The organism is Pseudoalteromonas sp. CNAT2-18.1 (assembly GCF_022347865.1).
Taxonomy (GTDB): domain Bacteria; phylum Pseudomonadota; class Gammaproteobacteria; order Enterobacterales; family Alteromonadaceae; genus Pseudoalteromonas; species Pseudoalteromonas ruthenica.
Genome location: NZ_JAKRFR010000002.1, coordinates 375,240 through 391,430 on the forward strand (window position 1 = coordinate 375,240; position 16,191 = coordinate 391,430).

A 16,191-nucleotide genomic window follows, 5' to 3' on the forward strand; every position below is an offset into this window, starting at 1 on the left:
TGCTGTTTGATTACCTTTATTTTCCGAGAGCGATTCCCTCTCGGCGTGGATCGGCACTGCCATAGAGCTTACCGCCTTTCACCTCGACTGCATGAATGCCAGAGTTAAGGTCGCCAATACGCACTTTATGGCCCCATTGCTCGAGCTGCGTTTGTAGCTCCACCAGCTCAGTGCCCTGCTCTAAGGTAGTGATATGGTTACGATTAGTAATACGGGGCAGATTGATCGCTTGCTGGGCGCTCAGCTGCCAATCCAACACCCCGACCAATGCATGGGCCACGTAATTAATGATACGGCTGCCGCCGGGCGAGCCAATCACTAAACGCAAAGAACCATCTTCATTAAATACCATCACGGGGGCCATAGAGCTGCGCGGGCGCTTACCGCCTTCAACGCGATTTAATACATATTTGCCATCACGCTTCGGCGATAGCGCAAAATCGGTGAGCTGGTTATTGAGCAGATAGCCATTGACCATCACGGTAGAGCCAAACGCCATTTCAATGGAGGTGGTCATCGACACGGCGTTGCCTTGATTATCAACAATGGAAATGTGGCTGGTATTGGGCAGCTCAAAGGCATCGTCCTTACCATAGGCAATCCCCACGCCCGGGTGCCCAGCTTGCTTTTTAGCATCATGCTCAAGCATCAATAAGGCACGTTTTTCAAGGTAGCTATTATCGAGTAGCGCTTGCGTCGGCACGGGTTGGTAGTCGGGGTCGGCCATATAGACCTCGCGATCAGCGAAGGCTAAGCGCGACGCTTGGGTGAAGTAATGCAGCGCTTTGGGGCTATTAACCGCATATTGGCTGAGGTTTTTATCCTCCAGCAGTTTCAAGATTTGCAAAACCGCCATGCCACCGCTGCTAGGCGGTGCCATCGAGCACACTCGGTATTGATGATAGCCCACACACACCGGGGCACGCTCTTTGGCGACATAGTTATTAATGTCTTGCTCAGTGAGTAAACCTGGGGCGATGGGACTTGTTTGTACTGCTTTGGCAATGGCTTTGGCATTGTCGCCATGATAAAAGGCATCCACTCCCTCGCTGGCCAAGCGTTTATAAAGCGATGCCAAGGCGGGGTTTTGCTTAACGGTGCCAATGGCCAAAGGCGCACCACCGGGAAAGAAATACGCCCGCGCCGCAGGCATTTTCTCCACTCCAGGGTTAATACGTCGCGCTAAAAGCTTATGTAATCGCGGTGACACCTTAAACCCTTGTTCGGCTAAAGTAATGGCCTCCTCAAATAAACGAGACCAAGGTAATTTGCCATCACGTTCATGGGCTTTGGCCAGCGCCTTCAAGACCCCAGGAGCCCCCACTGAGCGCCCGCCAACCACCGCATCAATCCAGCGTAAGGCCTTGCCATTGCCGTCAACAAATAACTCCGGTGTCGCTTTGCTAGGAGCTTGCTCGCGGCCATCATAGGTGGTGAGTCGGCGCTGCTTTGCATCATAGTGCAAAATAAAGGCCCCACCGCCAATACCGGACGATTGCGGCTCGACCAATGTCAGTACCAATTGCACGGCAATGGCTGCGTCTATGGCACTGCCCCCTTCAGCTAAAATCGCTTCACCGGCGCGCACCGCATAGGGATTGGCAGCGGCAACCATGTAATGCTCACCGCTCACTTGTTGTTTTGTCACCACCGCCGTGGTGGCCTCAGGCTCTCTATCGGCGAGCACCTGTTTATTGGTGGTCGTGGTGGCTGTGCAGCCAGAGCTGATAAGCAACGAGAGAGCCGCTGCTATCTGGGTATAAGTTCGTAACATAGCGCTGAGTGTTATTGTCGTGGTTAATTAATTGGCATCTTAAAGGCAAAGGGGCACAATAGGCAAAAAATAACGACCACTGTTAAGTTATGACTGTGTTTAAAACCCTCTTTTCGCACCGCGCAATGCTGTCTGTCTGGCCACTGATCGCACTGTGTACACTGCTTATGGTAATTGATGCCGCTGGGCCATTGTCTTTCCAGCGCCCCGCCATCGCTGAGGGCCAGTGGTATCGCTTGCTAACGGGGCACTTTTTACATAGCAATTGGCCGCATTTAGGCATGAACATGGCAGGTGCTCTAGTGCTGTGGTCGCTCCATGGCCATTTTTTTAGTGTCCGTAAGTATTGGCTTTATTTGCTGCTCTTGTCTTTTGGGGTTGGCCTCTGTTTATACGGCTTTAGCCCGAACATCTCTTTATATGTCGGCTTAAGTGGTTCATTGCACGGCTTGATTGCCTATGGTGCGGTGAGAGATATTCGCAGCGGTGAAAAAACCGGGTATTTAATTATCGTAGGCGTAATAGCCAAGGTGGCTTACGAGCAAATTGTTGGCGCCAGTAGTGACGTTGAGGCATTAATTGACTCCCGCGTGGCGATTGAGGCTCATCTATTCGGGCTGTTGTGTGGCTTGGGCTTAGCGCTGCTAGAGTGGCGAGGCATAAAAAAACCCGAGGCTTAGCTCGGGTTTTTCATTAGCGATTAAAGGTTCTCTTCAAACAGCTTATAAATGCGGCGGTATTCATCTAGCCAACTTGAGGGCTGCACAAAACCGTGCGGTTCAACTGGGAAGATAGCCGTTTCAAAGTCCTCTTTCTCCAGTTCAATCAAACGCTGCACTAGGCGCACAACATCTTGGAAGAACACGTTGTCATCAACCATCGGCGCATTGATCAATAGCGGCTTCTCTAACCCTTCAGCGAAGTAGATAGGCGAGCTGCGCTCGTAGGCAATAGGGTCAACATCTGGGTGATTGAGAATATTAGAGGTATACGGGGCGTTATAATGTGCCCAATCGCTCACAGGGCGCAGCGCCGCTCCTGCTTGGAACAGCTCAGGCTCGGTGAACAGCGCCATAAAGGTCATAAAGCCACCGTATGAGCCGCCGTAAGTACCGACCCGCTCAACGTCAACATTGGCGTTGGCCTGCATCCATTTTACCCCATCAACCAAGTCTTGCGTCTCTGGCGTTCCCATTTGTCGATAAATGGCAGTACGCCAATCGCGGCCATACCCTTTCGAGGCGCGGTAGTCCATATCCATAACCACATAGCCTTCGCTGGCAAGCAACGAGTGGAACATAAACTCGCGGAAGTAACCGGACCAGCCAAAGTGTGAGTTTTGCAAATAACCGGCGCCGTGGTTGAAAATAACCGCCTTGCGGGTATTACCGCTTTCATCGCTTTGGTAATCGCTGGGATAATACACTTTCGCATACACCGGTTGCTCACCATGGCTCGACGGTACGGCAACCACTTTCGGAGCCACCAGCTTAGTCGCTTTGAATTGCTCTGATACGGTGTGAGTTAGCTGCGTAACCTTAGCCCCCGGTGCCGCATCCATGACATAAAGCTCCGGCGGGTGCATGATTTTTGAGTGCTGTAACAGCAGTTTTTGCTCATCAGGACTCAAACTATAGTCAGTCATGCCATCAAGGCTGGTTAGCGCCTCGCTGTTGCCGCTATCCAGGTTTAAGCGATACACCTCGTAAATACCTGGGTGCTTTTTATTCGCTTTGTAGTACAGGTATTGGTCATTTTCGCTCAAGGTCAGATCGGAAACCTCAAATTGACCCTTGGTACGCTGACTTGCTTTACCCGTTAACGGCTTAGTGTAGATGTGACTATAACCGGATTGCTCTGATAAGAAATACAAGGTGTCGCTGGTGTTTAACCAGCCGAAATCATTAAAGGTGTAGTTAACCCAAGCATCGTCGTGTAAGCGGTGTTGGTTCACTAACTTTTTGCCTTTAAAGTCAACGGTCGCTATCCAGCGGTCTTTGTTATCCCAAGCCTCAAGCATAACAGCAACTTGTGAGCCACTGCGGTTCCATTGAATGGCACTTTGACCCCAGCCCCAATCCATCATTAAATTGATTTCACGGCGCTTAGTTTCGCTTTCATACTCTTTGCCTTGGCGGGCATAGTTTTCACGCTTCACCTCGGCAAGCACATCTTCATTCCAACCGGGCAAGGTATTATAGGTCAGTGTCGTTTTTGCTTTGCTTGGCAAGTCGATATACACCAATTCTGTGCCCTGTGGCTTGGCATCCGCAACCCGGCGACGGGCTGGTACCGATTCTATCCCTGCATCTTGGGTAATGTAATTAGGCATGATGTCGGTGTCTGCGCGCCAGCTTCTGTCATCGGTTAGCGCAACGATAAGCTTACTGCCATCGGGAGAGAGCTGGGCATCCACTAAACGCTTTTTATCGCCTAGGTAAATGGTGGCATCGACTACCGCGCTATTTTCATTCGCTAACTGCTGGTCGCGCTCGAGAGCATCTTTTTGGTTTTTTAGCTGCAGTGCAACATAGTCAATAAGCTTATGTTGTTCCTTAGCAATGTAGCTTTTCGGCTCATTAACCTTGATTGGCTTATCTTCAAGCTTAAGGTTGGCTAACTCACTGTGCAGCCCGGTGCCTAAGTCTACATGCATAAACACGTTGCCACGGCGATATACTAGGCTGTTATCATTTAAAAACTGCGGCGCAGATTCAAATGCCGAGGTTTTGGTGATTTGCACTAAGGTGTTGGCAGAGGTATCACGAACAAATACATCCCCTTTAAATACATAGGCTTGTAAGCGGTTATCTTGACTGTATACGGCCTTGTCATCGCCCAACGTGTGTAGCTGCGCCAGCGTTACTTTGGTTGCACTGTCTGCGCCAACGGCCTGTGTGTAGGTGTCGCGTAGTTGATTACCTTGTTGTTTTTGCTGATAAACAACGGTGTTTGAATCGCTGTGCCAGAACGCGCCTTCTGGCTGGTTACCTATCCAGTCCGGATCAGCCATGGCTTGTTCTAAGGTAATAGCCACTGAACCTGGTTTTGCCGGTGTCTCCACTTGACTTGGGGCGGAAGTTTGATTCGTTTCTACCTGCGTGTTGCTTTGTTGTGCGGTGCTTTGACAGCCGCTGAGGATAAAACTGGAAGCAATGGTCGCCGCCAGTACTGATTTATGGAACATGATTGTCTTCAACTAAATACACGGTGCCCTGATTTAAGCAAAAACTTACAAGCAAAGACAGTGTTTTAAGACCAACGGCAGTTTACTTAGACAAAAAAAAGGTCAGCAAGGGATGCTGACCAAAACTCTGCGCTAGCAATAACGAAACAAGTACGGGACCTGCTTCACATATATATAGAGTACTAAGCGGCTAAATGGTTCACTGTTTTTTTATTAATTTTAGGTCCATCCACACAAGACGATGATCTGACGAGGCTTTTCTATCACTAATTAATTTATATTGTGCCGGGTTTTGCTCCGTCGGCCAATATACACCTGCCGAGATAGGCTCAAAACCGAACTTTGATGGCAACACATAATCAGCTCTAGCACGCCAGCTTGCGGTGTAATAACGCGCATAAGCTTGCTCTTCCACCCCTGCTCCTCCGGTGCTCTCGGGCACCATACTGGCATCCACTTTATCATGAGCTAACACTTGATTAATGGCCTCAGGACGCGCTTTATCGCCTTGCGGTGCAGCGTTCAAATCTCCCAAGATAACAAATCGGCTGTTGTCATCGAGGCCTCCTTGGCGGCCTTGGTCATCCACCAAATAATCGCTTTGATTATCTAAATAATCGGCGATTAGTTTAATCTCAGCTTTATTGCGCAGACCGTTTCTATCTTCCGGACCATCGAATACCGGTGGTGTAGGATGAGATGCCAACAGATGCACACGTTTACCATCAACGCTGATAGGCACATCCCAGAATGACTTTGAGCTTAAGCGCGCAGCTTGCCATGTACGGTTATCATAAAAAGCATTGCCATCAAGCATGGGCATCTGCGCCTGCGGTTGTTGCGCCCATTTCAATTGTGCAAACGTGCGCACGCGCTCATGGTCAATGGGATAGCGGCTTAAGATCACCATCCCGTATTGGCCAGGGTAGAAACCAAAGCCATAAGCATCCCCGCCATTGCCAGAGAGCTCACCATTGCCGTCAAAGTCGTAGTCGCTGGCAACACCGGTATTAACGGGCGCACTATAGCTGTAGGGGTAGTGAATGGCTTTTACACTGCCATGATCCTTGCCTAGATAGTGGCGTTGAAAAGCATCGACTTGTTCGCGCCAATCCTCGTTATAGTCGAATTCATTGAGTAATATCACATCAGGACGCACCCGTTGAATAATATGCGCGATATTGTGAATTTGTGGGTGTTGCCCTTGGGCTAGCAAGGCAGGTAAAGGCGATTCACTTAGCTCACTGGGATTAGTAACGTAGTTCGAGCCATCCATACTAACGTTAAAGGTCGCGATACGCAGCGTTGTTGGCACAGACGAATGAGGTTGCGCACAGGCCGCAACGAACAGACACAAGGAGCCAATAAGGCCAAAACGTTTGCACAAGGTCATTTAGGGTTTTCTCTTATATAAGCAAAATGAAAACGCCATACTAGCAGCTGTTAATGACATTGTGTCAGCGTTTGGGATGAAAAAAACCGAGCTTCAAGGCTCGGTTTATTCGCTAAAATAGTCTTGTTGGTTGCTAGCGGTACTGCGCAACCACAGGTGCTAGTTGAGAATTAACTGATGGGCTCGTGCTTCAATACCAGGATAATCCTGCTCGCTGAGGTGCTCATGCAATTCACCGAGACGCTCCCCAAGCTCATGCAAGGTATTCGCACTGACATTGATATGACCCATTTTTCGCCCTGGTTTTACCGCTTTACCATACCAGTGACTGCGAACGCCAGTGGTGGCCAATACCTCTGCCGGGATTGCTGGCTGACCCAAAACGTTAATCATCGCACTCGGCTGCAATAGATAAGTACAGCCCAAAGGCAAACCGGCAACAGCACGCACATGGTTCTCGAACTGGCAACAATAAGCGCCTTGCTGTGTCCAATGACCCGAGTTGTGAACACGCGGCGCAATCTCATTGACTAGCAATTCACCGTCAACATCGAAAAACTCGATAGCAAGTACGCCAACATAATCCAGCGCATTGGCTATTTTGCTGTAGGCATCAACCGCCTGAGATTGCATGTCTTGGCTGACGATGCCTGCTACCGACAGCGTCAACACCCCGTCAGTGTGTTCATTTTCGGTGACCGGGTATACTTTTACATTCCCTTGTGCATCGCGCGCACCTATCACTGAAACTTCACGGTCAAACGCAATCATCTTTTCACAAATAATGCGATGCGACGCATCTTTATCTAAAAATGCCTGCATTTCTTGCCAGATTTCATCAGTCTGGTCGATGCTTTTTAAGCGCCATTGGCCTTTGCCGTCGTACCCAGCCTGACAAGTTTTGATCACCAAAGGTAAACCCAGTTCATTCACCGCTTGCTCAAGGTGAGTACGTTCACTCACTAAAATATACGGAGCACTCGGTACGCCAGCATTATCGAGCAGCGCCTTCTCTTTGGCGCGATCGCCGCCGCATTCAATTGCTTTTTTACCGGGGAAGAATTTGCCGCTTTGCTCACAGGCCGCAAGCACATCGCTGGGAATATGCTCAAACTCAGCAGTAATACGGTCGCTACTGGCGATTGCTTGCTCTAACGTTTGCGTATAGTGCTCACCGGTTACCGGGTGCACCACTTGTTTGCTAGCCACGTCATAAGCACGAATATGGATATCCAGCGGCGCTGCCACAAGCGCCATCATACGCGCTAGTTGGCCCGCGCCCAGAACTAACATTTGCATATACAACTCGCTTATTCAGCTGGGTTAGGGTTAGCTAAAACAGTCTCTGTCTGCTCGGCACGAAATTGGTCAATTTTCGCCAGTAGCTCTGGTTGCTGACAGCCCAAGATTTGCGCTGCCAACAGTCCCGCATTAGCGGCACCGGCATCACCAATAGCCAAAGTACCTACCGCCACACCTTTTGGCATTTGGCAGATTGATAATAACGAGTCAACACCATTGAGCGCTTTCGATTTTACTGGCACGCCCAATACCGGTAGCGAGGTAAAAGCGGCCGCCATACCCGGTAAATGCGCAGCCCCGCCAGCACCGGCGATGATCACTTTAATACCACGCTCAGCAGCTGAGCTGGCATAATCAGCTAAAAGTTGAGGAGTGCGATGCGCAGAAACCACTTTGGTTTCATACTCGACACCGAATTTATCCAGCATGTCCGCCGCATGTTGCATGGTGGGCCAGTCTGACTTTGAGCCCATAATAATTCCTACTTTCATTGCCACTCCTCAGTATGAACGATATAAATGTAAATTACGCCGTATGATGACCAAGCATCAAAGGGGGTTAGCGCCGCAGTGATTCTCTTTCACCGCAAAAATTGTCGCGCATTATACTAAAAAGCCCGATAAAAAGCATGGCTAAGTTTTGTTGCTAGAGGCAATGAACAAAGTTATCCATTCGCTGCTATCCAAACTCGCCATGCCTTAGCAGGTCCCATTATCAATGCCAAAACCACCACCCCTCCGGGGATGAGCACCGCCTTTAGCACCGGCCCTAACACATAGCTGTAAAAGCATATAAAGGGCACAAACAACACATAACCGATTATCCGTGATACTATATTAACGACTGATTCCATTGTAGTTTTCCATTAACTTATAAAAATGAGCGCGCTCATTATAATAATTGAGCGCGCTCAATATCAAGCAAAAGGGTTTGTTTTGAGTAACCAATTAACGCCTAAAAAACTGCAAACACGAACACGGATATGCCAAACCGCATGGGAGCTGTTTATTGCCAAAGGGTTTGAGAGCACGTCAACACGTGATATTGCCAAGGCTGCAGGGATAGCAAATGGCACCTTGTTTAGCCATTTTGCGAATAAAGATGAGTTGCTCAAGGTGTTAATGATTGCGCAGATTGATAACGTCATCGCTGATGCCCAACGCAGTGATAACCATCAGCAGCCAAAACTGAAAATGCGCCACTATGCCACGCACCTGTATGCGTTTTATTTGCAGCATGTGGAATTCAGTAAGACCCTACTACAGAGTTTGATTTGGCAAGGACAGTTTTTCGATGAACAAATACAGCAATTTAAAGCATTGTTATTTGCATCGGCTCCCCAGTATGACGAGGTGCGCGCCGCAGCCATGATGGACTGTTACTTTATGACTTTGATAGAAGGTTTAAATCAGCCAGACCCTAACGCTAATGCTATGGTGCGTCGCCTAAGTGCCAAGCTCGCCCTACTCTAATCAGGATTAACTTGCTTGATTGAGTTGCTCGGCAACATCGAGTGTACAGGCCGGTAACGCTAAACTATAGAGTTGCGCGCTACTTGGTTTGAAGCCTGCACGGGTAAGCGTGTTAATACTGCGGTGATTTTCGACCATCACTCGTGCTTGGATACGCGTGAGCGGCTTATCAATATAGCGGCCGTATTCGGCTAATAGCAAAGCTATTGCTGCTTGCATATAACCTTTACCCCAATGCTGAGGATGAAGTTCAAAGCCGAGCTCCGCGCAACCTTGGGCGATATTATATAAGCCGCAGCTACCAATGACCTGGTGCTGGTGAATGATAGCAAAGCGCACGCCTTGCCCTTTTAGAAGTAGTTCGATGTCCGCTTGAATCATACTACGCACCTCAGTTTTAGTTTTCGGTGGTAAATAATCATTAAAGCGAAAAACCAAAGGCTGCGAGAGAATAGCAAACATTGCCGGCGCATCTTTGTGGCCTATGGGACGTAAACTAAGCCCGCGAGATGGGCAGCGATTCATAGCAGTAAGAGTATATCGGGCTTGAGTTAGCGAATTATTGCCTTAAACTATGCTCAAGAGCAAGCACTAGAAGTTAAAAACACTCATGGCTGATGATTTTATTATGGTTCCTCCTACTACCACGGTGTACTGCCCTAAACGCGGCGAAGGCTGGACGTTAACAGGGATCACTGGCATTGAGGAGTTCGTCTCGGTGATGTTTGATGGCGTGCGCTACACCCTAAGCGCCAAAGAGGTGGTTGAAGAGTTGATCCCCAACCAGCAGCAACGCCAGCAACAAAGCGCGTAATTGCTTTACTGAAAACAAAAAAGCGCACTCCTAAGTGCGCTTTTTTTAGTTCCACAACAGCCGTTAGCTTTGTGTTGACAGTGCATGAATTCGCGCATCCAATGGCGGGTGTGAAGCAAATAGCTCACCAATAGAGCGCCCTGGTGCGATACCAAAGGCCATCATTGAGCCTTCCAGCTGTGACTCATGGTTGCCTTTTAAGCGCTCTAGTGCGGCACGCATTTTATGTGCGCCCACTAACTCGGCTGCGCCTCTGTCTGCGGCAAATTCACGTTTGCGGCTGAAGTAAGCAACGACCACGGAAGCGAGTATGCCAAATAACACCTGAAACACCATGTCGAAGATAAAATAGGTCCAGCTGGGGCCACTTTGCTCCTCATCGCCATTGAGGAAATTATCAACGATGCCAGCCAATACCTTAGCAAAGAAGATAACGAAGGTATTCACGACTCCTTGAATCAACGTCAATGTCACCATGTCGCCATTGGCCACATGAGAGACTTCATGAGCGAGTACCGCTTCGGCTTCTTCTTGGCTCATGTTGTGAAGCAAGCCACTGCTTACCGCGACTAACGCGTTGTTTTTCGATGGTCCAGTAGCAAAAGCATTGATTTCTGGGCTGTCGTAAATAGCGACCTCTGGCATGTTGATACCACGTTGACGCGCTTGCTCGGCAACCGTGTTTACCAGCCACTGCTCGGTACCGGAGCGCGGCTGCTCAATAACATATGCGCCAGTAGAGCGTTTAGCTATCCACTTAGACATCAACAATGAGATAAAGGAGCCACCAAAACCAAACACAGCGGCGATGATGAGGATCCCCCCCATACTGCGACTTGATATCCCCAGCACCGAGAATACGATAGATAACACCACACCTAGCACTAACATAACGGCAAGGTTGGTCAATAAAAAGAGCACAACACGTTTCATACTACATTTCTCCAACGGGTAAGATTATTCATTAGGGATCATCGAGTGATCCATAATGGATAGCGTCACCCTATCGACGCGTTATGCTCAATATATATAGGCAGATGTTTACGGTATCAAGTTATTTCGGCAAACGGATTTGTAAGCAACTGTAACCTTAACCTAACTCGAATAGCTCCATAAGAGCGCGGTGGATTTTTAGCTTTGATGTGTGCTCGGTATAAGGGCTTTCTCCGAGAAATGGGGCTGGCAGCCTTGCTTTCAAGGTGGCTAAATTGGCATCGTATTCCTGCATCTGTGGATCCACTTGGTTGGCTATCCACCCAGCGACGTGTACACCTTGATGCGCCAGCACTTCCATCGTTAACAATGCATGGTTGAGGCAACCGAGTTTCATACCCACCACTAAAATGACTGGCAGTTGCTCAGCAAGCACCCAATCACTTAACAGCTCCGTGTCATTAATGGGTAATAGCCAACCTCCGGCGCCTTCGGTAATGAGGATATCAGCACCGCAACTTTTAAACTCGTCGTACGCGCTGCGTAACTTGCTAACGCTAATGTGTTCACCTTGCTGCGCAGCGGCAATATGAGGTGCAATCGGTGGCGCAAAAATAAACGGATTTACTTGCTCATAGAGCACATTGATGTTGCCGCTTTCGATGAGTGTCAGTGCATCAGTATTGACCAGTCGGCCAAACGCCTCCTCAGCACCTGCGGCGATGGGCTTAAACCCGGCCGCCTTCTTTTTATGCTGTACAGCGAGTTTCAGTAGCAAGCTGGTGACATGGGTTTTACCTGCATCGGTATCGGTTGCGGTAACAAAAAATTGTTTCATTTAATGAGCTCCAAAAATGCGACGCTGTAGCTTAACTCCACGCCCGGCTGCGATCCCTGTAAATGGTTGAGAATCTGCATATACTGATTTTTCGATAAGTGACGGTGGCCATGCTCACAGCTATTGGCACCAATAGCCGATAAACTTTTTAACGCCTGTTTAGCACTGTCAAAACGATCAAATAGCTTTGCTTGATGCTGCCATTGCACCTTAAACCCAGCTTGCTTTGCCGCGATGGTCAAATCGCCAACACGTATAAATTGGTTAATGGCTGACACCCCTGCCGTGGCAAAAGCAGCTTTCACTTCCTCAAGGGAGCCTTCGCTCACCACAGCAATATATGCCCGCCCATTCGCCGTTAAAATACGGTGTAACTCGCAAAGTAAGGCAGCTAAATCAGCAGACCATTGCATCGCAAAGTTACTAAAGACGGTGTCTATCGCTGCACTGTGTATTGGTAGCGTGTCCATATCTGCGCACACTACCTGATTATCATCGCCACCTAAGATTCGTGCACACTGTAGCATGGATTCTGATAAATCAAGGGACACTAACTGCTGTGCCCTGACACTGAGCGCATGGCTATTCACGCCGGGACCCGCGCCTAAGTCTAAACATACACCCAAATGTCTGGCGCCAATGTGGTCTAACAAAACAGTACTGCTCGCGGCTTGCACTCGCGCATGCTGCTGATAATTCGTTGCCGCTTTGGAGAATTGCCGCTGGGTAGTAAGTTTTAATGCCGCACTCATCGGCATTGCTCCAAGGCGCTGACTAAGGTGTCGATATCTTGCTCAGTATGAGCCGCCGTTAAGGTGATACGCAAACGCGCAGTATTGTGGGCCACAGTGGGCGGTCGTATGGCACTAAGCCATATGCCTTTTTCACGAAGTTGATTTTGCATCATCAACGCTGATTCACTATCGCCGACGATCAACGGCTGTATCGGTGTATCTGAGGGCATCAGTGCTAAATGAGCCGCCGCACATTGGCTTTTAAAGTAATCAATCAGTGCAGATAAATGTTGGCGCTCGGCGTCGGCCGCCAACAACTGCGTCAGTCGCTCGTCAATCACCTCACATTGCAAAGCGGACAGTGCCGTGGAATAGGTGTAATCGCGATTACTTTGCAGCAGCAAATCGATGACTTTGTTGCTAGCTAGTACGATAGCCCCGTTGGCAGCCAGCGCTTTACCAAAGGTGAGCACTAAAATATCAGGCTTAAGCACCGCAGCGCTGCCTTTGCCTCCACCGAGCACCCCAAACCCATGGGCATCATCAAGCATTAACCAGGCCCGGTGCTTCTCACACTGACTGCGTAGCTGTTCAAGCGGCGCGCAGTCCCCATCCATCGAGAACACGCCCTCGCTTACTACCAGTTTATGGTGGGCTTTGGATTTACCCAAGCGCGCATCCAGATGCGCCATATTATTGTGATTAAAGCGCTGCATCTGTGCGTTTGCCGCAAGGCCGCCATCGACTAAACTGGCATGATTCAGTTTGTCTTGCACAATCAAGCCTTCCCGGGCTTGAGCAAACAAGGCTTTCAGCACACTGGCATTAGCACTGAAACCGCTGGCAAACAGCAGCGCTGACTCAAAGCCATAAAGTGCGCAAAAACGTTGCTCCAGCTCTGCTTGCTCACGACTGTACCCAGTAACCAACGGCGAACTATGCCCGCCACTGCGCCCTTTCAATGGCGGCAGCGGCCGATCGCCTAAAGCAAGATAGTCATTGGACGCAAAATTTAAATAGCGTCGACCATCCACGGCCAAGGTGCGCGCACAAATGTCATCGACTACCACGCGCTGGCGCAGTAAGTGCTGCTCTTTGGCACCCTCGAGCACATTATCAATGTATTCAAACGCCATTAGGTTGCTTCGTAAAACAGCTCTGAGGTTTTCTTATCAGCGATAGCTGAGCTCAATGACGCTTCATAGGCCTCGTCTGAGTAATCCTGAGCCTGCTCTGGGCGCATCCCCAGTTTGCGAATAAGGTTCATATCGGCATCGGCTTCAGGGTTGTCGGTGGTCAGCAGTTTATCACCATAGAAGATGGAATTTGCTCCGGCAAAGAAACACATGCTTTGCATCTGCTCATTCATTGCCGTGCGCCCTGCTGATAAACGCACGTAGCTTTTCGGCATCATGATACGCGCCACAGCAATAGTGCGAATGAATTCGAACTGGTCTAAATCATCGACGTTTTCTAAAGGCGTGCCCTTGACCTTAACCAGCATATTAATCGGCACACTTTCTGGTTGCTTAGGCAAGTTTGCCAGCTGGATCAATAGGCCGTAGCGATCAGAAGCCTGCTCTCCCATACCGATAATGCCACCGGAGCATACCTTCATGCCGGCATCACGCACATGATCCAGTGTGTCTAAACGGTCTTGGTAAGTGCGCGTGGTGATAATCTGCTCATAGTATTCAGGAGAAGTATCGAGGTTATGGTTATAGTAGTCTAACCCCGCCCCGCGCAGCTGCTTGGCTTTATCGTTATCGAGCTTGCCCAGTGTCATACAGGTTTCTAAACCCAGCTCTTTTACTTCTCGGACCATGCGCTCAATGTAAGGCATGTCGCGGTCTTTAGGGTCTGACCATGCTGCACCCATGCAAAAACGGGTCGCACCTTTTGACTTGGCGGCCCTGGCCTGCTCAACCACTTTTTCTACTTCCATCAAGCGTTCACGCTCGAGGTCGGTTTTGTAGTGCCCTGACTGAGGACAATATTTACAATCTTCTGGGCAGGCGCCGGTTTTAATCGATAATAAAGTCGAAATTTGCACTTCGTTGGGGTTAAAGTGTTGACGGTGAATGCTTGCCGCTTTGAACAGCAAATCATTAAATGGCATGTCAAAAAGGGCTTTAACTTGTTCGTGCGTCCAGTTATGACGGATTTCGGCCTGTTCCATAGAGTTCTCTTTATTATCGACGGTAGAATTTAATTTTGTATCAGTCTACGAGTTGCCTTAGTATTGTCAACGCTGCAATGACATTTGAAGTTTACCTATGAGCAATAATTATACACATATCGACACTGAGTTTGATCGTGAGCACATTTGGCACCCCTACACATCAATGCTCAACCCTCTTCCCAATTATCCCGTTACCCATGCTGAGGGAACCCGCATTTATCTACAAAGTGGCGAAGCCTTAATTGATGGTATGGCATCGTGGTGGAGTGCCCTGCACGGCTACAATCACCCCCAGTTAAATGAAGCGCTGCAAAGCCAAAGCAACAATATGAGCCATGTTATGTTTGGCGGCATCACTCACGCGCCAGCAGTTGAACTGTGTAAAAAGTTAGTGGCGATGACCCCCAAAGCGCTCGACAAGGTGTTTCTTGCTGATGGCGGCTCAGTAAGTGTGGAAGTGGCGATAAAAATGGCAGTGCAATATTGGTATAGCCAAGGCCATAAACAAAAGCATAAACTTATGACCCCGCAAAAGGGCTATCACGGCGATACCTTTGCCGCTATGAGTGTGTGCGACCCGGTCAACTCAATGCACAGTATGTATCGCGGATTTTTACCCGAACAAATCTTTGTGCCGCCACCCCGTAGCCGTTTTAATGAACGCTTTGACGCAGAAGAGGCGCACACCCTAGAGCAATACTTTGATAAACATCATCATGAGGTGGCGGCTTTTATCATTGAGCCGATTGTCCAAAATGCCGGCGGTATGAACTTTTATCATCCCGACTATTTAAAAACCGTGCGTCAGTTGTGCGACCGCTACGAGATATTGCTTATTTGCGATGAAATTGCCACTGGTTTTGGCCGCACCGGTACCTTGTTCGCTGTTGAACATGCCGATATAACTCCAGACATTATGTGTGTGGGTAAAGCACTTACCGGTGGCTATATGACCCTAGCCGCAACACTGACCACGAGTCATGTAGCACGCGGTATTTGCGAAGGCGAAGCAGGCGTTTTGATGCATGGCCCCACCTTTATGGGTAACCCGCTGGCCTGCGCCGTGGCCAACAAAAGTCTCGAATTGTTGCTCGATAATAATTGGCATGAGCAAATAAACGATATACATCATTGGCTTGGTGCCTTAGAGCGCTGCCGCGAGTTAGCCGCCGTGGTTGATGTACGCCGCCTTGGCGCCATTGGTGTAGTTGAGCTCAATAGTGCTGTGGATGTCGCCAAGATACAGCAGTTCTTTGTCAGCCAAGGAGTATGGATCCGCCCCTTTGGTAAATTGATTTACCTTATGCCGCCTTTCGTTAGCAGCAAAAGCGACATTCAGCGCTTAGCCACGGCAATATACGATGCCATCGCTCAGGGTCACTACTAATGGGGTGGTGACTGTTGCCTCTTTGAGCTGGGAATCACCACAGTTTATAACCAGCTCAAAGAGTTAACTTACTTTTCACTGAACAATTAGTTTCACTGCGTAGCAATTTTATACCTGTTTGAGCGCGCCAAAGGCCGCTCTTTGCGTGTTACAGCGCAATTATATTCGCACTTAG

At 49.1% G+C, this 16,191-nt stretch carries 16 protein-coding genes; 4 read left to right on the forward strand and 12 right to left on the reverse strand.

The window, feature by feature from the left end; translation table 11 throughout:
- Positions 1-16: 16 nt before the first annotated feature.
- Entirely contained in the window at positions 17-1,774 is a 1,758-nt protein-coding gene (gene ggt / locus MHM94_RS05090; RefSeq protein WP_235418985.1) for a gamma-glutamyltransferase, read from the reverse strand.
- A gap of 125 nt (positions 1,775-1,899) precedes the next feature.
- Between ggt and rrtA the strand changes: the two genes are divergently transcribed.
- Positions 1,900-2,454 carry a rhombosortase gene (gene rrtA / locus MHM94_RS05095; RefSeq protein WP_235418984.1) on the forward strand — a complete coding sequence of 185 codons (555 nt, stop codon included), beginning with the start codon at positions 1,900-1,902 and terminating at the stop codon, positions 2,452-2,454.
- Between the two features lie 20 nt (positions 2,455-2,474).
- Here the strand turns inward: rrtA and MHM94_RS05100 are convergent, their stop codons facing one another.
- The 5 genes from MHM94_RS05100 to MHM94_RS05120 form a co-directional block, all read right to left on the reverse strand.
- Positions 2,475-4,961 carry a prolyl oligopeptidase family serine peptidase gene (locus MHM94_RS05100; RefSeq protein ID WP_235418983.1) on the reverse strand — a complete coding sequence of 829 codons (2,487 nt, stop codon included), beginning with the start codon at positions 4,959-4,961 and terminating at the stop codon, positions 2,475-2,477.
- Positions 4,962-5,160: 199 nt separating this feature from the next.
- Complete coding sequence (locus tag MHM94_RS05105) at positions 5,161-6,354, reverse strand: endonuclease/exonuclease/phosphatase family protein (protein WP_052698113.1); 1,194 nt, start codon at positions 6,352-6,354, stop codon at positions 5,161-5,163.
- Positions 6,355-6,513: 159 nt separating this feature from the next.
- Positions 6,514-7,653: a 5-(carboxyamino)imidazole ribonucleotide synthase gene (locus MHM94_RS05110; RefSeq protein ID WP_045978314.1), complete on the reverse strand. Its 1,140-nt coding sequence runs from the start codon at positions 7,651-7,653 to the stop codon at positions 6,514-6,516.
- A gap of 11 nt (positions 7,654-7,664) precedes the next feature.
- Positions 7,665-8,147 (reverse strand): 5-(carboxyamino)imidazole ribonucleotide mutase, encoded by a 483-nt coding sequence (purE, locus tag MHM94_RS05115; protein WP_022946589.1) that lies wholly within the window; start codon positions 8,145-8,147, stop codon positions 7,665-7,667.
- Positions 8,148-8,320: 173 nt separating this feature from the next.
- Positions 8,321-8,509, reverse strand: coding sequence for a hypothetical protein (locus MHM94_RS05120; RefSeq protein WP_235418982.1), 189 nt, complete (start codon positions 8,507-8,509; stop codon positions 8,321-8,323).
- A gap of 82 nt (positions 8,510-8,591) precedes the next feature.
- On the opposite strand from MHM94_RS05120, the gene MHM94_RS05125 reads away from it, so the two are divergent.
- Positions 8,592-9,128, forward strand: a complete 537-nt coding sequence (locus tag MHM94_RS05125; RefSeq protein WP_235418981.1) for a TetR/AcrR family transcriptional regulator — start codon at positions 8,592-8,594, stop codon at positions 9,126-9,128.
- A gap of 6 nt (positions 9,129-9,134) precedes the next feature.
- On the opposite strand, the gene MHM94_RS05130 is transcribed toward MHM94_RS05125, so the two are convergent.
- A complete protein-coding gene (locus tag MHM94_RS05130; protein ID WP_268837975.1) occupies positions 9,135-9,653 on the reverse strand; it encodes a GNAT family N-acetyltransferase in 519 nt (172 codons plus the stop codon).
- A gap of 85 nt (positions 9,654-9,738) precedes the next feature.
- Here MHM94_RS05130 and MHM94_RS05135 point away from each other — a divergent pair, with 85 nt between their 5' ends.
- Positions 9,739-9,942 (forward strand): hypothetical protein, encoded by a 204-nt coding sequence (locus tag MHM94_RS05135; protein ID WP_022946585.1) that lies wholly within the window; start codon positions 9,739-9,741, stop codon positions 9,940-9,942.
- A 63-nt stretch (positions 9,943-10,005) separates the two neighbouring features.
- Here the strand turns inward: MHM94_RS05135 and htpX are convergent, their stop codons facing one another.
- The 5 genes from htpX to bioB all read right to left on the reverse strand — a co-directional run bounded on the left by htpX (position 10,006) and on the right by bioB (position 14,626).
- Complete coding sequence (htpX, locus tag MHM94_RS05140) at positions 10,006-10,875, reverse strand: protease HtpX (protein ID WP_022946584.1); 870 nt, start codon at positions 10,873-10,875, stop codon at positions 10,006-10,008.
- Between the two features lie 157 nt (positions 10,876-11,032).
- Positions 11,033-11,713: a dethiobiotin synthase gene (gene bioD / locus MHM94_RS05145; RefSeq protein WP_235418979.1), complete on the reverse strand. Its 681-nt coding sequence runs from the start codon at positions 11,711-11,713 to the stop codon at positions 11,033-11,035.
- Positions 11,710-12,465 (reverse strand): methyltransferase domain-containing protein, encoded by a 756-nt coding sequence (locus tag MHM94_RS05150; protein ID WP_235418978.1) that lies wholly within the window; start codon positions 12,463-12,465, stop codon positions 11,710-11,712. Before MHM94_RS05150 ends, bioD begins: the two co-directional genes overlap by 4 nt.
- Positions 12,462-13,583, reverse strand: a complete 1,122-nt coding sequence (locus tag MHM94_RS05155) for an 8-amino-7-oxononanoate synthase (RefSeq protein WP_151172685.1) — start codon at positions 13,581-13,583, stop codon at positions 12,462-12,464. The genes MHM94_RS05150 and MHM94_RS05155 overlap by 4 nt, the downstream gene beginning before the upstream one ends.
- Positions 13,583-14,626: a biotin synthase BioB gene (bioB, locus tag MHM94_RS05160; RefSeq protein ID WP_045978317.1), complete on the reverse strand. Its 1,044-nt coding sequence runs from the start codon at positions 14,624-14,626 to the stop codon at positions 13,583-13,585. The genes MHM94_RS05155 and bioB overlap by 1 nt, the downstream gene beginning before the upstream one ends.
- A 97-nt stretch (positions 14,627-14,723) precedes the next feature.
- Here bioB and bioA point away from each other — a divergent pair, with 97 nt between their 5' ends.
- Positions 14,724-16,016: an adenosylmethionine--8-amino-7-oxononanoate transaminase gene (bioA, locus tag MHM94_RS05165; RefSeq protein ID WP_235418977.1), complete on the forward strand. Its 1,293-nt coding sequence runs from the start codon at positions 14,724-14,726 to the stop codon at positions 16,014-16,016.
- Positions 16,017-16,191: the final 175 nt, after the last annotated feature.

What these genes read in the sequence shown, in the direction of transcription:
- MHM94_RS05150 (WP_235418978.1), bottom strand. Translation starts at nt 12,465, where the DNA reads ATGAGTGCGGCATTAAAACTTACTACCCAGCGGCAATTCTCCAAAGCG.
- bioB (WP_045978317.1), bottom strand. Translation starts at nt 14,626, where the DNA reads ATGGAACAGGCCGAAATCCGTCATAACTGGACGCACGAACAAGTTAAA.
- rrtA (WP_235418984.1), top strand. Translation starts at nt 1,900, where the DNA reads ATGCTGTCTGTCTGGCCACTGATCGCACTGTGTACACTGCTTATGGTA.
- MHM94_RS05110 (WP_045978314.1), bottom strand. Translation starts at nt 7,653, where the DNA reads ATGCAAATGTTAGTTCTGGGCGCGGGCCAACTAGCGCGTATGATGGCG.
- bioA (WP_235418977.1), top strand. Translation starts at nt 14,724, where the DNA reads ATGAGCAATAATTATACACATATCGACACTGAGTTTGATCGTGAGCAC.
- MHM94_RS05120 (WP_235418982.1), bottom strand. Translation starts at nt 8,509, where the DNA reads ATGGAATCAGTCGTTAATATAGTATCACGGATAATCGGTTATGTGTTG.
- htpX (WP_022946584.1), bottom strand. Translation starts at nt 10,875, where the DNA reads ATGAAACGTGTTGTGCTCTTTTTATTGACCAACCTTGCCGTTATGTTA.
- MHM94_RS05130 (WP_268837975.1), bottom strand. Translation starts at nt 9,653, where the DNA reads ATGAATCGCTGCCCATCTCGCGGGCTTAGTTTACGTCCCATAGGCCAC.
- purE (WP_022946589.1), bottom strand. Translation starts at nt 8,147, where the DNA reads ATGAAAGTAGGAATTATTATGGGCTCAAAGTCAGACTGGCCCACCATG.
- MHM94_RS05155 (WP_151172685.1), bottom strand. Translation starts at nt 13,583, where the DNA reads ATGGCGTTTGAATACATTGATAATGTGCTCGAGGGTGCCAAAGAGCAG.
- ggt (WP_235418985.1), bottom strand. Translation starts at nt 1,774, where the DNA reads ATGTTACGAACTTATACCCAGATAGCAGCGGCTCTCTCGTTGCTTATC.
- MHM94_RS05135 (WP_022946585.1), top strand. Translation starts at nt 9,739, where the DNA reads ATGGCTGATGATTTTATTATGGTTCCTCCTACTACCACGGTGTACTGC.
- MHM94_RS05105 (WP_052698113.1), bottom strand. Translation starts at nt 6,354, where the DNA reads ATGACCTTGTGCAAACGTTTTGGCCTTATTGGCTCCTTGTGTCTGTTC.
- MHM94_RS05100 (WP_235418983.1), bottom strand. Translation starts at nt 4,961, where the DNA reads ATGTTCCATAAATCAGTACTGGCGGCGACCATTGCTTCCAGTTTTATC.
- bioD (WP_235418979.1), bottom strand. Translation starts at nt 11,713, where the DNA reads ATGAAACAATTTTTTGTTACCGCAACCGATACCGATGCAGGTAAAACC.